Genomic DNA, 14,217 nt, shown 5'->3' with positions numbered 1-14,217 from the left:
ACCTAGTCCTGTCGGGTGGGGGACACGTCGTCGCGGAACAGCCCGTCCGGATCGACCCTGCTGCGCACCCGCGCCACCTCGGCGGCCTGCGCGGGGCTGAGGTGGCGCTGCGGTCGAGCGAAGTCCTCCACGAAGCTGGGGACGACGCGGCCGGTGTTCCACGGTGCGAGGGCACGCCGGACCTCTGCGCAGTGGGCGCGGAGCGCTGCAGCGGCCTCCGGGTCGGCCGCCAGCCCGGATCCGGCGTAGGAGTAGCTGGCATCGAGGCGGTCGAGCACCCCGCCGGGCGCTGGTGGGGTGGCGTAGGCGCCACCCAGCTGCCTGAGCCCGGCACCGACCAGCGGTGATCCGCTGCCTTCGCCGATCACGTCGAGGAGCCGTGCCGCACCGGCGCTGTCGAGGTCGCCGAGCAGCATGTGGTCCCCGACGATGGGGATCGGACCGGTCGGGTCCATGTGCGCGCGCAGCACCGCGGACGGCTCGGCCTCCTGCCAGGTGTCCAGCAGCGGCGCCCCGATGGTCCGAAGTGGACGCAGGAGTTCGTCGGCGCAGCGCCGCGCGGCCACCGGGTCGTCGGCGTGCACCACACCGTCGACCGCGAACGTGGAGCGTCCGGCGAGTTCCACCGGCACATCGGTGACGTCCGGGAAGTTCATGACCCGAACAGATGTGGTGGCGATCGCGGGTGCGTCCGCGGCCCAGGACAGCCACGCGCTCAGCAGCCGGTCGGCCAGCGCTCCCGGCCAGAACGCGGCTCCGGTGATGACCGCGGACACCGGGAAGAGGTCGATCTCCAGGCAGGTGACGACGCCGAACCCGCCGCCACCCCCGCGCAACGCCCAGAGGAGTTCGGGATCCGACTCGGCGTCGACCCGGCGGAACCGCCCGTCGGCCGTCACCAGCTCGACCGCGCGGACGCTGTTGGCCGCCAGGCCGACCATCCGGCCGTACGGGCTCAGTCCGCCGCCCAACGCGTACCCGACGACCCCGACACCTCCCGACGACCCGTGCGCGGCGGTCAGCCCGTGCGGTTCCGCGGCTTGGACGACGGCCTCCCACCGGGTTCCAGCGGGAACCCTGGCGATCCGGGACCGGGGGTCGACGATGACCGCACCGTCCATCTCGGTCCGGATGAGCACCGCCTCGCGCACGGGGCGGGCCGCGCCCGCACCGTGGCCGGTCGAGTGGACCCGGACCGCCCACCCGTGTTCCTCCGCCCAGCCGATCGCGGTGCGGACTTGGTCGAGGGTGCGGACGGTGGTGGCGGCGACGGGCTCGGGCACGGCGGCGGAGTTGAACACCCGGGTGGCTTCGGCGTAACCGGGTTCTCCTGGCGCGGCCACTGCCGGTGCACTGCCGGCGACGGTCATGCGGGTTCCTCCGTGCTCTGTGGGGCGTGTGCCGGAACACCGGCTGGGCGACGTCCGGGGGTTGCACCTGTTGATCACCGGGAGAAGGCGGGTGGGCGAGGGCGCGGCGTAATTCCTCATCTCGGTCCCGCGTCCGTTCCCCATTCCACTGGTGATCGGTCGAGCCAACTATGGCAGTGGTGTGCGCGGGTGTGCTTCTCCAATGCTGCGCGATCAGCTCTTCTCGATCGAGTAGACGGGTGCCGGCGTGTAGATTCCCGGTTGCCTGTCATGCGCTTGAATGGTGACTCGCCGAATTCGCGCGGTGAAGAGAAATGGTTTCCTGATGACTTCTTCGAAATATGCGCACCCTGTTGCCGGCGTGCAGGAGTGGATTGGGCTCGGCGTGATGTGCCTGCCGACCGCTTTCATCGCGGCCGACGCGTTCATGCTGATGCTCGCGCTTCCCCATATCGTCGTCGGCGTCGGTGCCGATGGCTTCGAACAGCTGTGGATCGCCGACGTCTACGGGATCGTGCTCGGCAGCCTGCTCATCACCATGGGCGGACTCGGTGACCGCATCGGACGGCGCCGGCTGTTCCTGATCGGCGTCGCCGGCTTCGGCATCGCCTCGCTCGTCGCCGCGTACGCGACCGATCCCGGCATGCTGATCGCGGGGCGGGCGCTGCTCGGCATGACCAGTGCCGCGATCATCCCGTCGACGCTCGGGCTGATCCGCACCATGTTCAGCGATCCGAAGCAGATGGGTGTGGCGTTCGGGATCTGGGGGGCGCTCTACACCGTCGGCGCGGTCCTCGGCTTGGTCACTGGCGGCATCCTGCTCGCCCACTTCTGGTGGGGCTCGGTGTTCCTGGCCAACGTGCCCGCCGTCCTGGTCGCCCTGGTGCTGGGGCCGATGGTGCTGCCGAAGCAGCGGGAAGCCGACGCGGGACGGCCAGATTGGCCCAGTTCACTGCTCTCGCTGGCTGCGATCCTGCTCGCGGTGTGGGGGGTGAAGGGGGTCTCGAGAGATGGCTGGGAACTGTTGCCGATCGCTGCCATCGTGCTCGGCGCGGCGCTCGGTGCCCTGTTCGTCCACCGGCAACGCGTGCTCAGCCGCCCGCTGCTCGACTTGGGCCTGTTCCGCATTCGGCGGTTCGCCACGCCGTTGCTGACCATGTTCCTCCAAGCGGTGCTGACCGGGACCGTGCTGTTCCTGCTCATGCTGCACTTCCAGCTGGTCCAAAACCTCACCCCGCTGCAGGCGGGGCTCAGCCTGGCGCCGGGCCTGGTGCTGAGCTCACTGGGCGCGCCGGTGGTCGGCACGCTCGCCCGCCGGTTCCGGCCCGCTCATCTGATGGCCGGCGGTCAAGTGCTGGTGATCGCCGGGTTGCTGCTGGTCATCGTCGCGGGCAGCACCGGTGCCACCAGCCTGCTCGTCGTCGGTTTCGCGCTGTGGTCGCTCGGCGGGGCGCCGTTGCTCGCCGTCGGGATGACGTTGATGGTGGGTTCCGCCCCACCGGAGCGGGCCGGTGCCGCGGCATCGATGCCGCAGGTCAGCGCCGAGCTCGGCAACGCCGTGGGGGTGGCGGTGGTGGGCAGTGCCGCGGTCGCGCTCTACCACGGGCAGATGGCTGGCAGCCTGCCACCGGCGGTTCCCGCCGAGGCCGCCGCCACCGCCGGGCAGAGCATTGCCAACGCGGCGGAGGTGGCGGGCAACTTGCCGCCTGACCTGGCGCACCTCGTGCTCGAGCAGGCGGGTCAGTCGTTCACCACCTCGTTGCAGGCGGTGGCCGGGTTCACCGTCCTCGTTCTGGTCGGGGTTGTCGCGCTGATCATCAACCGGTTGCGGGGCGTGCCACCCCTCGGGCAGGAGGACCTTGGCACCCAGGCGGGTTCGGCAGGTGCCGACCGCTGACGTGGCTGGGGGAGGAAGCGGACCTGGTCACCGGCCAGTGCTCCGGTACCGGCGAGAAGGAGGTTCCCGCGCCCGGTGCGCATGGTGTGAACGGAAGTTGTCGCATATCGACAGGGGATGAGAGAATGAGCGAAATCGTTCCTTTCCGGGTCGACGTCGAGCAGGCCGACATCGACGAACTGCACCGCAGGATCGACGCCACGAGATGGCCGGATGAGATTCCCGGAACTGGCTGGGAACGGGGAGTTCCGCTCGCGTACCTCAAGGAACTGGCCGGCTACTGGAGGACGGAATTCGACTGGCGCGCGGCGGAGCGGTGGCTGAACCAGTACCCGCAGTTCACCACTGAGATCGACGGCGCCAACGTGCACTTCCTGCACGTGCGGTCACCAGAACCGGACGCCACACCGCTGATCCTCACCCATGGCTGGCCGAGCTCGTCCGCGCAGTACATCGACATGATCGGCCCGCTGACCGACCCGGCGGCGCACGGCGGGGACCCGGCGGACGCCTTCCACGTGGTCGTGCCGACGATTCCCGGCTATGGGTTCTCCGGACCCACGGGCCAGCCGGGATGGAGCATGAGCCGGGTCGCGCGCGCCTGGGCGGAGCTGATGAGCCGGCTCGGCTACGACCGGTACATCGCCCAGGGCGGTGACTGGGGCAAGGTCGTCTCGCTCGAACTCGGCCGCATCGACGCCGACCACGTCGACGCGGTGCACATCAACATGCTGGTCACGATGTTCGAGGACGACCCCGCGGTGCTGGCCGGACTGTCCGAGGACGACATGGTGAAGGTCGAGCACACGCGCTGGTTCGCCGACGTGTGCACGGCCTGGAGCAGGCAGCAGGCCACCAGGCCGCAGACGCTCGCCTACTCGCTGACCGACTCACCTGTCGGCCAGCTCGCGTGGATCGCGGAGAAGTACAAGGAATGGGCCGACACCGTGGACCGGCCGGAGGACGCGATCGACCGCGACACCCTGCTCACGATCGTGTCGACCTACTGGTTCACCGCCACCGCTGGCTCCAGCGCGCACATGTACTTCGAGACCATGCACACCATGGCTGACCACGTCCGGACGTGGGGCGGACCGTGGCCGCTCACCGTCCCGGTCGGCGTCGCGGTCTTCCCAGCCGACGCCACTCGCCCGATCCGGCGCTTCGCGGAACAGGTGCTGCCGTCGATGACCCGCTGGACGGAGTTCGACCGCGGCGGGCACTTCGCGCCGCTGGAGCAGCCGGACCTGCTGATCGGTGACATCCGCGAGTTCGTCCGGTCGGTGCTGCGGTCGGCGTAGCGCGGCTGACGTGCCGGGTGCCTCGATGGCCAGTTGCCGGTGCAACGGGCCATCGGGCCATTCTGCGTCGTGCTGCGCCTCGCCAGTTCCGCCTGGCACCGTTCCAGTTCTCCTCCACCTGGAGCGCGGGCAGCACAACAGCCGGGACCGCGGTCCCGGCTGTTGTCAACTGGGCGGCTGCGCTGAACCGGTGGTCAGGCCGGTTTTCGCGCGGTGACGACGTAGTGCAGGTGCGGGCCGGACCGGTCGATCACCTCGAGCCCGGCGTCGGCGATCCACCGGTCCAGGTCGGTGCGCTCGAACAACGTCAGGCCGTCCTTGTGCGACTTCGGGAACCGGTGCGACCGCACGAAGTGCCGGTAGACCTCGTCGTCGGCGTCGACGAAGGTGAACAGCGTGAAGGTGCCGCCCGGACGCAGGCACCGGCCCACTTCGGCGATCGCCAGCGGCGCCTCCTCCGGGAAGGCCTGGAGCGCGTCCCAGCAGGTCACCGCACCCAGCGACGAGTCGTCGAAGGGCAGCGAGCGCGCGTTCGCCACGACGGCGGGCACATCTGGCCTGCGGTCGCGCAGCGTGGCGAGGCTGGCCGGGAGGATGTCCAGCGCCAGCACCCTTTCCGCGCCCACGGCTTCGGCGATCGTGTCGGTCCACAACCCGCTCCCCGCCGCGAGGTCGAGCACGGTGCCGTCCACCGGGCGGAGGTGCTGCCGGATGTAGTCACCTTCCCACTGCGGGCTGACCTGGTTGTTCCAGTTCATCCCGCACAGGCGCTTGAAGGCTGGGCGCGCGTAGACGTCGATGAAGTAGGCCATGGTGCCGATGTTCGACAACTGGAAGAGGAAGTCGTCATCGTGGTTCTTGCCGTCGTAGACGCTGGTGAGCACGTTCAGCATGCCCTTGGCGATCGGGAACCCCGCGTCGCAGCCGCCGCATTCGGCGAGGCCTTGCCGGATCGTCGGCTTGCCCCCGCAGCGCGGGCAGCGCAACGCATAGCGGTGCGGGGCGTAGAGCGCGACGTCGTCGGCGTCGGTGGGATGCGCCTCCCGTGTTGGTGTGTCATCGGGGTACACCGGCTCGGGCTTGCCGTGCCGGATGGCGTAGAACGACTTCGCGCCGGCATGCGCCCGCACGGCGGCGATGTCGTTGTGCCACTGCTCGCGAACCTGCTCCGGGGTGAGCGTCCGGATCCACGCCCGGTCGACCTCCTTCTCGGAGTCGAACATCTCGTCGTAGGCAGCCGGGTACGGGAACACCCGCCCGATCACGGGGTCCTCGACGTCGAGCGCGTCGAGGGCGCGGTCCAGCCTGGACATGTCGTCCCCGTCCAGCTCCACCTCGGCCGCGGCACCGAGGATTCGGTCCCGGTCTCCGGGGAAGTGCGACAGCAGGTACAGCAGCGCCCAGTAGGTGGGCTGGTCCCGGGTGCTGGTCCGCCACAGGGCGAGGTACTGGTCCAGCTCGGTGCGCACCACTGCGGTCACCGGGCCGCCGGTGCCGGGTTGTTCGGCTTGGACGAGCAGCCCGAAGAGCTCGGCGAGGTAGGCCTTCCGCAGTTCGTCGGCCTGCTCCAGCCGACGCACGAGCTCGTTCACCGCGGGCAGCGCCAGGTCGGTCAGGGCACCGTCGCGCCACACGGCACGGAGCAGTCGGCGGTAGCTCGCCTCGAGTTCGCCCGGTGCTGTGGTGAGGAACGAATCAACCAGGCCCGAGACCTTGTTCGGATTACCGGCAACAGTCATTCTCCTGCGTCCTCCTGAACGTCACGCCGTGATCCCGCTCTGTGAGCGCTGTCCAACCTCGTCACCGCGTTCAGCAGGGCCCCTGGGCAGCCGCGGCTTCTGCTGCTTGCCGAGGGTGGGAGCTAAGCGCGGTCGAGAAGCGTTCTCACCAGCAATGGTGCGCAGTGGCGAGGTCCGTTCGCCCCTTCTCACGTGCGGAGCAGGTGGGCGCAGACGGCACAGCAGGATGCCCGGCCCGGCACCGCGGCCGGACCGGGCATTCCCGCGACTCAGGCCGGCCTGTAGTGCAGTGCCACGACACCGGTGTCGTGCTGCTTGACGTCGACCAGCTGCAGGTCGAGGCGCGCGTCCAGCAGCAGCGTTCCCTCGGGAATGGTCGCCGGGTTGACGTGGATGTAGTAGTCGTCGATCAGCCCGGCGTTGGCGCACGCCTTCGTGATCCCGATACCACCGGCGATCAGGATGTCCTTGCCCGGCTGCTCCTTGAGCGCCTTGAGGTCGTCGAGGCTGCTCAGGATCTGGGTGTTCGGCCACGACGGGTCGGCCTCGGTCAGGCTTGCCGACAGGACGTACTTGGCGAGGTCGTACTGCCAGCGGGCGTGGCGGGCCACGTCCGAGTCCGACTCGTCCTTGGCCTGCTCCGGCCAGAAGCCCAGGAAGTCCTGGTACATCTTCCGTCCCATGACCATGGCGTCACAGCGGTCGTGGAGCGAGTTGGTGAATTCCCACGTCTGGTCGGAGACCTTCGCCCAGAACATCTCGTCGCCAGGATCAGCACCGAAGCCGTTCGCGGTCGACTGCATGTACATCAGGAGCTTGCGCATAACCTTCCTTCTTCCTTCTCACTTCCGGTCCGGTGCTGCGCCGAGCGCCGGACCGACAACTGGGTGGGTCAGTTCACCGACTTGGCGTCGGTTCCGCCCGTGGCGGCGCCCGGGCCGTCCAGTTCCGCTGCCGGGGACTCCTCGCCGGAGGCGTCGTCCGCGGCGCCTTCATCTGCGCCGGTCGGTGGCACGTGCCGGAGCAGGACGGCGATCACCGCGGCGGAGACGAGCAGGATCGCCATGCAGACCATCGCGAAGGTGTTCATTCCGCTGGCGAAGGCGTCCTTCGCCGCGACAGCCAGCCGGTCGCCCACCTCGGGCGGCAGCTCAGAGGCCACGGTCAACGCGCTGGCGACGTTCTCCTGCGCGGTTGCCAGGGTCTCGGAGCTGACCTCGGCCGGGGCGGTGTCGCCGAGCTGCGCGACGTAGACCGCCGCGCCGATGCTGCCCATGATCGCCAACCCCAGCGAGGAGCCAGCCTCGTTGGCGACCTGCGTCATGGACGACGAGGAGCCAGCCTTCTCCGGCGGTGCCGAGCTGACGACCAGGTTGGTGCCCAAGGACAGCAGCGGCCCCTCGCACAGGCCCATGATGGCGAACCCGATGATCAGCGGGAGCGGGCCCGAGTCCGGCTCCAACTGGGAGAACATCGCGAACGGGACGATGATGCCGACGATCCCACCCGAGATGAGGTACGCGGGCCGGAACCGCTGGCCGAGCATCGGGGAGACGGTGGCGCTGATCGTGGCCACCACCATGCCGGGGAGCAGGCAGAACGCGCTCTCGAGCGGGGTCATGCCGGACACGGACTGCAGGAACTGGGTGATGTAGAACATGCTCGAACCGCCGATGAGGGCGTAGAGCACCAAGCCGACGAGCATCGTGCTGAACGAGCGGCTGTTGAACAGGCGCAGGTCCATGAACGGTTCGGTCAGGCGGAACTGCCGCCGCACGAAGGCCAGGGCCAGGGCGATCCCCGCGAGCCCGACGACGACCGGGACCGGCTGCCACCCGTAGCGGGCGACCTCCTTGAGCCCGTAGATGAAGGCGATGACCGCGAGCACCGACAACAGCGCACTGGTCAGGTCCAGCCGCCCCGCATCGGGGTTTTTGAACTCGGGCACCACCAGCGTGCAGACCACCAGCAGCAGCACCATCACCGGCACAGCGAGCAGGAAGACCGCGCCCCACCAGAAGTAGGCGAGCATCACGCCGCCGACCACCGGGCCGAGGATGGAGCCGAGCGTGAACCCACCGGCCCAGATGCCGATCGCCAGCCCCATCTGCTTGGGGTCCTGGAACATGTTCGTGATCAGGGCGAGGGTGGACGGTGCGAGCGTGGAGCCCGCGATGCCCAGCAGCGCCCGGGCCACGATGAGCAGCTCGGTGGTGGGGGCGAACGCGCACAGCAGCGAGGCGACCGCGAAGCACGCGGCGCCGATCATCAGCAGCTTCCGGCGTCCGATCCGGTCGCCGAGGGTGCCCATCGTGATCAGGAAACCACCGACGAGGAATCCGTAGATGTCGAGGATCCACAGCTGCTCGACCGTGCTGGGCCGCAGGTCCGCGGTGATCTCGGGCAGGGCCAGGAGCAGCACGAACATGTCAAAGGTGATCATCAACGTGGCCAGTGAGAGGGCCACGAGGCCGACCCACTCCCTGCGCCCAGCCTTGGGTGGGGCTTCGTCGATAGCCATCCTGGGGTCCTCCGGTCTCAACGCGTGCGAACTAGATCTACACCCACGACGAACGAGGGCCGGCTGATTCGACAGCCGTCGCCAGGATTGCTCTGAATTACTCCTAACGGGTGACGTCCGCTGTGGGAGCGGGCTGGGGCGCGGCCCGCATTCTCGAAGGTGATCGAGCGTGTCGCCCCCGCGACCATGGGTGTGATGGGCAACGAGCGCGGGAGGAAGCGATGACAGCGGAGCAACCAGCGACCGGGGCGGATCCGGCCGAGCCCGACGCCGGGTTCCAAGACCTCGCCGGCCGGATCCTCTCGGTCATCTGGGGCGAGAACTACCACGCCGGGTACTGGAAGTCCGAGCACGACACCTCGTCCAACGAGGTCGCGCAGCGGCGGATGAACACGGTCATGATCGAGAAGCTGGGCGTGTCGCGAGGTCAGCGGGTGCTCGATGTTGGCTGCGGTACTGGTGGACCTGCCTTCCAGCTGGTCGAGGAGACCGGGGCGGAGGTGGTGGGGGTGGCGATCACCCCATCGCACATCGAGCGGTTCCGGCGCGCGGCCCGGGAGCGGGGCCTCGACCGCCTGGCCTCAGCCGAGGTGATCGACGCGTTGTCGATGCCGTACCCGGACGACTCCTTCGACGCGGCATGGGTGGTCGAGTCCTTCATCAACATCGACCGGGAGCAGGGGCTGCGGTCGGTGGCGCGCGTGCTCAAACCGGGAGGGCGCCTGCTGTTCACCGACGTCCTGCACCCGGCGGGGCCGGTCACGGACACCGAAGAGGCTCGCGCTGAGATGCTCAAGACCATGGAGATGGCCGTCCTGCCGAGCCGCGACCAGTACTTGCGGTGGCTGCGCGAAGCCGGGTTCACCGACATCGAGATGGTCGACATCACCCCGAACACCGCGAAGACCGGTGAGCGGATGGCGGCGGCCGCGAAGGAGCACTACGCGGAACTGGTGTCCGAACTGGGCCCGGCGGCGGGCGAAATCCTCGACCAGATGATGACCTCGATCGAGCACGAGTACGTGCTGGCCACCGCTCGGCTCGCGGCGTAGGCATTCCTCTCCGCGGGCCGGGCGTGCCCGCGGGCACTCCTTGGGCGGCTACCGCAGCGCGGAACGAGGAAGTGCAATTCTTTTCGCGCCTGAATAACTGGAGTGGTCGCCGTCGGCCGAATTGGATTCCTGGTTCCCGCGAACGGATACGTGCACAATTCCGTTGGGATAGGGATCGGTCGATGTGCGAGTGGGTAATTTCGCCGTCGAACCAGGCGGTGTCCGCGCGCATTGCGAGGAGACAGCGATAATGCCATCTGACCGTGCCCGCAAATCGGTTCCGGTCCTCGTCGTCGTCATGTCGCTCGTGGCGCTCTACCTGGCCGGGCAGAGCGCAGTGGCGAGCGGCGACGCGGATCGGACCGCAGAGCCGTACCAGTTCCGGGAACTGCCGATCCCGCTCCCGGAGGGCTACGAGGACAAGCCGATGAAGAGCCTCCGGGAGGTGAACCCCGCTTACCAGCACATGGTGTCGTGGATCTCCGCGATCGGGGCGTCCGTGGCGATCAACGACCTCACCGGGAACGGGCGGGCGAGTTCGCTGTGCCTGGTGGACCCGCGGACCGATGACGTGATCGTCACCCACACGCCGACAGCGCCACCTGAGGACCGCTTCGAACCGTTCGTCCTTGACCCCGCGCCGCTGCCGCACGACGACACGATGGCCCCGACCGGTTGCACACCCGGCGACTTCAACATGGACGGCCGGATGGACCTGCTGGTCACCTACTGGGGGCGCACGCCGATCCTGTTCCTGGCCAAAGCGGACGCCGACTCGGTGAGCAATGGCGCCTACCACCGCCAGGAACTCGTCGCGGCGGAGTCGGCGGACGGTCGCTACCACGGTCCGAAGTGGAACAGCGACGCGGTGCACGTCGGTGACTACGACGGTGACGGGCGCCCGGACATCTTCGTCGGCAACTACTTCCCCGACTCCGACATGCTCGATCCGAACGGGATGAAGAACGTCGAGATGAACATGTCGATGTCCAGCGCCACCAACGGCGGCGGTGGGCACGTCTTCCGCTGGCACTCGGCCACGTCCGGCCCGGAACCGGGCGTCACCTACGTGCCGGAAGCGGAGGCCATCCCGTACGAGGCGGCGACCGGGTGGACGCTCGCCTCCTCCGGAGCGGACCTGGACGGCGACGGGCTGACCGAGCTCTACATCGCCAACGACTTCGGCCACGACCACCTGCTGCACAACCGCTCCACACCGGGGCAGATCCGCTTCGAGCTGGCGAAGGGGGCGCGCACCCCGTTCACCCCGAAGTCGTTCGTGTTGGGCGACGACTCCTTCAAAGGCATGGGTGTGGACTTCGGCGACCCGCGGGGCCAGGGCCGCTTCGACATCGTGGTCAGCAACATCACCGTTCCGTTCGGACTACAGGAGAGCAACTTCCTGTGGGAGAACCAGGCGCCGGACCACGAGCAGATGCAGTCGCAGCTCGCTGCCGGAGACGCGCCGTTCGCGCAGCGCGCGGAGGAGAACGGGTTGGCGTGGACCGGCTGGGCCTGGGACGTCAAGTTCGGTGACTTCCTCAACAACGGCAACCTCGACATCGTCCAGGCGGACGGCTTCATCAAGGGCGAGCGGAACCGGTGGAACTGGCTGCAGGAACTCGCCATCACGAACGACCTGCTGATGCGTGATCCGAGCATGTGGCCGAACATGCAGGCCGGTGACGACCTCGCCGGTGATGACGAGCTGGCCTTCTACGCCAAGGGCCCGGATGGCGGGTACGTCGACATCTCCGAACAGCTCGGCTTGGGAGTGCCGGTACCGTCACGTGCCCTTGCGACCGGTGACACCACCGGAAGCGGATCGCTGGACCTCGCCGTTGCCCGCCAGTGGGCCCCGTCGTCGTTCTACGTCAACGAGTCGCCGGGCCGCGGCGAGGTGCTGAGCCTGCGGCTGTACCAACCCCCCGCGGACAGCTCCACCACGTCCACCGGGCGAAGCGGGCTGTCCGGCGTCGGCGCCCCCGCCTACGGCGCGACCGTGACCGTCACGACGCCCGACGGCCGCAGCCAGGTGTCGCAGCTGGACGGCGGCGGCGGGCACGGCGGCTACCGCAGCTTCGACGTCCGGTTCGGCTTGGGCGACGAAACCGGCCCGGTCACCGCCCGGGTGGTCTGGCGGGACACCGAGGGCCAGCTGCGGGACGAGACCGTGCAGCTCACACCGGGCACGCACGCGCTGATGCTGTCCACCACCGTGCAGGAGGTTCCGAACCGATGACCAGCACCACCTGGCAACCGTCGGACGGTTCTGTCACCACGTCACCCGCCACTCCACCCGCACCGCAGAAGCCCGCGCCCGATGCGCGCTACCTGGCGCTGCGCAACTTCGCCATCTCTATCTCCGCGCTGAACGTCTTCGGCTACACGCTGCTGGGCTTCGAGCAACCGTGGCTCTGGCCGATCTTCGCCGTGCTGACCGGTTACGTCGCGGAGATCGCCTTCGAAACGCTGACCGCGTGGGCCTACCGGCGAACGCCCCGGTACCGGGGCCGCGGTGGCCGCGGGGTGTACGAATTCCTGCTGCCCGCGCACATCACCGCCTTGGCGGTGAACATGCTGCTGTACGCCAACAACCAGTTCTGGCCGATCGCCTTCGGCGTGGTGGTCGGGGTGGGCGCCAAGTACGTGCTGTGGGCGCCGATCTCCGGCCGGACGCGGCACTACATGAACCCGTCGAACTTCGGCATCGCCGTCACCCTCGTGTTGTTCAGCGGATGGGTGAGCCTCGCACCTCCGTACGAGTTCACCGAGAACGCCAACAGCTTCTGGCGGGTGATGATCCCGGTCATCATCATCACCGCGGGCACCACCCTCAACGGCTTGCTGACCAAGCGCATCCCGCTGATCGTCGGCTGGCTCGGCGGGTTCCTCATCCAGGGCTTCGTGCGGCACTGGATCTGGGACGTGTCGCTGTACGGGGCGCTCGGGGTGATGACGGGTGTCGCGTTCGTGCTGTTCACCAACTACATGATCACCGATCCCGGCACGACGCCGATGAAGGGGCGCAACCAGTTCGTCTTCGGCGCATCGGTGGCCACCGTCTACGGCGTGCTGATGGTCTTCGACGTGGTGTACACGATGTTCTACGCGACCGCGCTGGTCTGCCTGGGGCGCGGCCTCCTCTGGTGGGCCCTGCACCTGAGGAGCAAGCGCCAGCAGCAGCGGGCGGCGGCGATCCGGGCGAACATCGTGGGCGACGGGGGGACGTCGTCGTGAAGCCCTACTACGAGGTCCGGCACCTGATCGGTTTCGAGGAGACCACCGTTGTCGGCAACGTCTACTTCGTCAACTACCTGCGCTGGCAGGGCAAGTGCCGGGAGATGTTCCTCCGCGAGCACGCACCCGAGGTGCTGGCCGCCTTCGGTTCCGAGCTGGTGCTGTTCACCGTCAAGGTGGAGTGCGAGTTCCTCGCGGAGCTGGCGCTGTTCGACGAGCTGGCCATCCGGATGACGCTGGTGGACCTGACGCGGACTCAGATCGAGTTCGGGTTCGACTACGTCAGACCGGGAGCGGACGGCGAAGTGCTGGTGGCGCGCGGTCGGCAGCGGGTGGCCTGCATCAACGGGCAAGGTGCCGAGGCCCGGCCGGTCGCGGTGCCGGCGTCGCTGCGCGAGGCGCTGGCACCCTATGCCACCGGAACGGCGTCGCAAGCGCGGGAGACCGCCGCGGTGAGGAATGGTTGATCATGTCCAGAGCCGACCAGCAGTTCCCAGGGGAACCCGGACCGGTGCGCGATCCGGTGCGGTTCCGCAGCGTGCTCGGCAAGTTCGCCACCGGGGTCGCGGTGGTGACCGCGGGCCCGGAGAGGCCGCGCGGGATGACGGTGAACGCGTTCACCTCGGTCTCCCTCGATCCGCCGACCATCCTGGTGTGCGTGCAGCGGTCCAGCTCGATGCACGAGGCGATCCTGGCCAACGACGCCTTCGCGGTGTCGGTGCTGTCGGCGGAGCAGGAGTGGATCGCCCGGCACTTCGCGAACCGCGCCCGGCCGCGCGGTGATGGCGAGTTCGCTGCGATCGAGTGGGTGACCGGCCGCCGCACCGGGGTCCGGCTCATCGCCAACGCCGTCGCCTGGCTGGAGTGCCGGCGTGCCACGGTGTACGAGGGCGGTGATCATTCCATCGTGCTCGGTTCAGTGGTGGCGCTCGAGTGCGGTGCGGTGTCGGAGCCGCTGCTGTTCTTCGGTGGGGGCTACCGCGGGTAGCTCAGGTAGCGCCCTGCCCGGGACGCAGGTTCGACTGTGCACGGGCACCGAGCCTAGGTGTCCGGGCCCGCCCGCCGGGAACCGCTGCGCCTCACGGCAGGGTGAGGAT

General features: G+C 68.7%; 11 protein-coding genes. 7 read left to right on the top strand and 4 right to left on the bottom strand.

Annotation, left to right across the window (positions count from 1 at the left end; all coding sequences use genetic code 11):
- Window positions 1-2 precede the first annotated feature (2 nt).
- Window positions 3-1,370 carry an FAD-binding oxidoreductase gene (locus ABT324_RS15080; RefSeq protein ID WP_351176596.1) on the bottom strand — a complete coding sequence of 456 codons (1,368 nt, stop codon included), beginning with the start codon at window positions 1,368-1,370 and terminating at the stop codon, window positions 3-5.
- 325 nt (window positions 1,371-1,695) lie between these two features.
- Here ABT324_RS15080 and ABT324_RS15075 point away from each other — a divergent pair, with 325 nt between their 5' ends.
- Both ABT324_RS15075 and ABT324_RS15070 read left to right on the top strand, forming a co-directional pair.
- Entirely contained in the window at window positions 1,696-3,267 is a 1,572-nt protein-coding gene (locus tag ABT324_RS15075) for an MFS transporter (protein ID WP_351176593.1), read from the top strand.
- Window positions 3,268-3,392: 125 nt separating this feature from the next.
- Entirely contained in the window at window positions 3,393-4,568 is a 1,176-nt protein-coding gene (locus ABT324_RS15070; protein WP_351176590.1) for an epoxide hydrolase family protein, read from the top strand.
- A 194-nt stretch (window positions 4,569-4,762) separates the two neighbouring features.
- Here the strand turns inward: ABT324_RS15070 and ABT324_RS15065 are convergent, their stop codons facing one another.
- The 3 genes from ABT324_RS15065 to ABT324_RS15055 form a co-directional block, all read right to left on the bottom strand.
- Window positions 4,763-6,307 (bottom strand): class I SAM-dependent methyltransferase, encoded by a 1,545-nt coding sequence (locus ABT324_RS15065; RefSeq protein WP_351176587.1) that lies wholly within the window; start codon window positions 6,305-6,307, stop codon window positions 4,763-4,765.
- Window positions 6,308-6,576: 269 nt separating this feature from the next.
- A complete protein-coding gene (locus ABT324_RS15060) occupies window positions 6,577-7,131 on the bottom strand; it encodes a dihydrofolate reductase family protein (protein WP_351176584.1) in 555 nt (184 codons plus the stop codon).
- A 68-nt stretch (window positions 7,132-7,199) separates the two neighbouring features.
- The gene (locus tag ABT324_RS15055; RefSeq protein ID WP_351176581.1) at window positions 7,200-8,828 is read right to left on the bottom strand and encodes an MFS transporter; all 1,629 of its coding nucleotides are present in this window, start codon (window positions 8,826-8,828) and stop codon (window positions 7,200-7,202) included.
- A 221-nt stretch (window positions 8,829-9,049) separates the two neighbouring features.
- On the opposite strand from ABT324_RS15055, the gene ABT324_RS15050 reads away from it, so the two are divergent.
- From ABT324_RS15050 to ABT324_RS15030, 5 genes are all read left to right on the top strand, one after another.
- Window positions 9,050-9,880: an SAM-dependent methyltransferase gene (locus ABT324_RS15050; RefSeq protein ID WP_351176578.1), complete on the top strand. Its 831-nt coding sequence runs from the start codon at window positions 9,050-9,052 to the stop codon at window positions 9,878-9,880.
- A 250-nt stretch (window positions 9,881-10,130) separates the two neighbouring features.
- Window positions 10,131-12,122 (top strand): CRTAC1 family protein, encoded by a 1,992-nt coding sequence (locus ABT324_RS15045; protein ID WP_351176575.1) that lies wholly within the window; start codon window positions 10,131-10,133, stop codon window positions 12,120-12,122.
- On the top strand, window positions 12,119-13,120 hold the full coding sequence (locus ABT324_RS15040; protein WP_351176572.1) for an enediyne biosynthesis protein: 1,002 nt from the start codon (window positions 12,119-12,121) through the stop codon (window positions 13,118-13,120). Before ABT324_RS15045 ends, ABT324_RS15040 begins: the two co-directional genes overlap by 4 nt.
- The gene (locus tag ABT324_RS15035; protein ID WP_351176569.1) at window positions 13,117-13,587 is read left to right on the top strand and encodes an acyl-CoA thioesterase; all 471 of its coding nucleotides are present in this window, start codon (window positions 13,117-13,119) and stop codon (window positions 13,585-13,587) included. The genes ABT324_RS15040 and ABT324_RS15035 overlap by 4 nt, the downstream gene beginning before the upstream one ends.
- A 2-nt stretch (window positions 13,588-13,589) precedes the next feature.
- Window positions 13,590-14,108 carry a flavin reductase family protein gene (locus tag ABT324_RS15030; RefSeq protein WP_351176566.1) on the top strand — a complete coding sequence of 173 codons (519 nt, stop codon included), beginning with the start codon at window positions 13,590-13,592 and terminating at the stop codon, window positions 14,106-14,108.
- Window positions 14,109-14,217 lie beyond the last annotated feature (109 nt).

Origin of the sequence: Saccharopolyspora sp. NPDC000359 (assembly GCF_040300525.1) — a bacterium.
Taxonomy (GTDB): Bacteria; Actinomycetota; Actinomycetes; order Mycobacteriales; family Pseudonocardiaceae; genus Saccharopolyspora.
This window is presented reverse-complemented; position numbering and strand designations above follow the sequence as displayed.

Coding starts and splice junctions, on each gene's coding strand:
- ABT324_RS15080 (WP_351176596.1), bottom strand. CDS start 1,370: ATGACCGTCGCCGGCAGTGCACCGGCAGTGGCCGCGCCAGGAGAACCC.
- ABT324_RS15075 (WP_351176593.1), top strand. CDS start 1,696: ATGACTTCTTCGAAATATGCGCACCCTGTTGCCGGCGTGCAGGAGTGG.
- ABT324_RS15070 (WP_351176590.1), top strand. CDS start 3,393: ATGAGCGAAATCGTTCCTTTCCGGGTCGACGTCGAGCAGGCCGACATC.
- ABT324_RS15065 (WP_351176587.1), bottom strand. CDS start 6,307: ATGACTGTTGCCGGTAATCCGAACAAGGTCTCGGGCCTGGTTGATTCG.
- ABT324_RS15060 (WP_351176584.1), bottom strand. CDS start 7,131: ATGCGCAAGCTCCTGATGTACATGCAGTCGACCGCGAACGGCTTCGGT.
- ABT324_RS15055 (WP_351176581.1), bottom strand. CDS start 8,828: ATGGCTATCGACGAAGCCCCACCCAAGGCTGGGCGCAGGGAGTGGGTC.
- ABT324_RS15050 (WP_351176578.1), top strand. CDS start 9,050: ATGACAGCGGAGCAACCAGCGACCGGGGCGGATCCGGCCGAGCCCGAC.
- ABT324_RS15045 (WP_351176575.1), top strand. CDS start 10,131: ATGCCATCTGACCGTGCCCGCAAATCGGTTCCGGTCCTCGTCGTCGTC.
- ABT324_RS15040 (WP_351176572.1), top strand. CDS start 12,119: ATGACCAGCACCACCTGGCAACCGTCGGACGGTTCTGTCACCACGTCA.
- ABT324_RS15030 (WP_351176566.1), top strand. CDS start 13,590: ATGTCCAGAGCCGACCAGCAGTTCCCAGGGGAACCCGGACCGGTGCGC.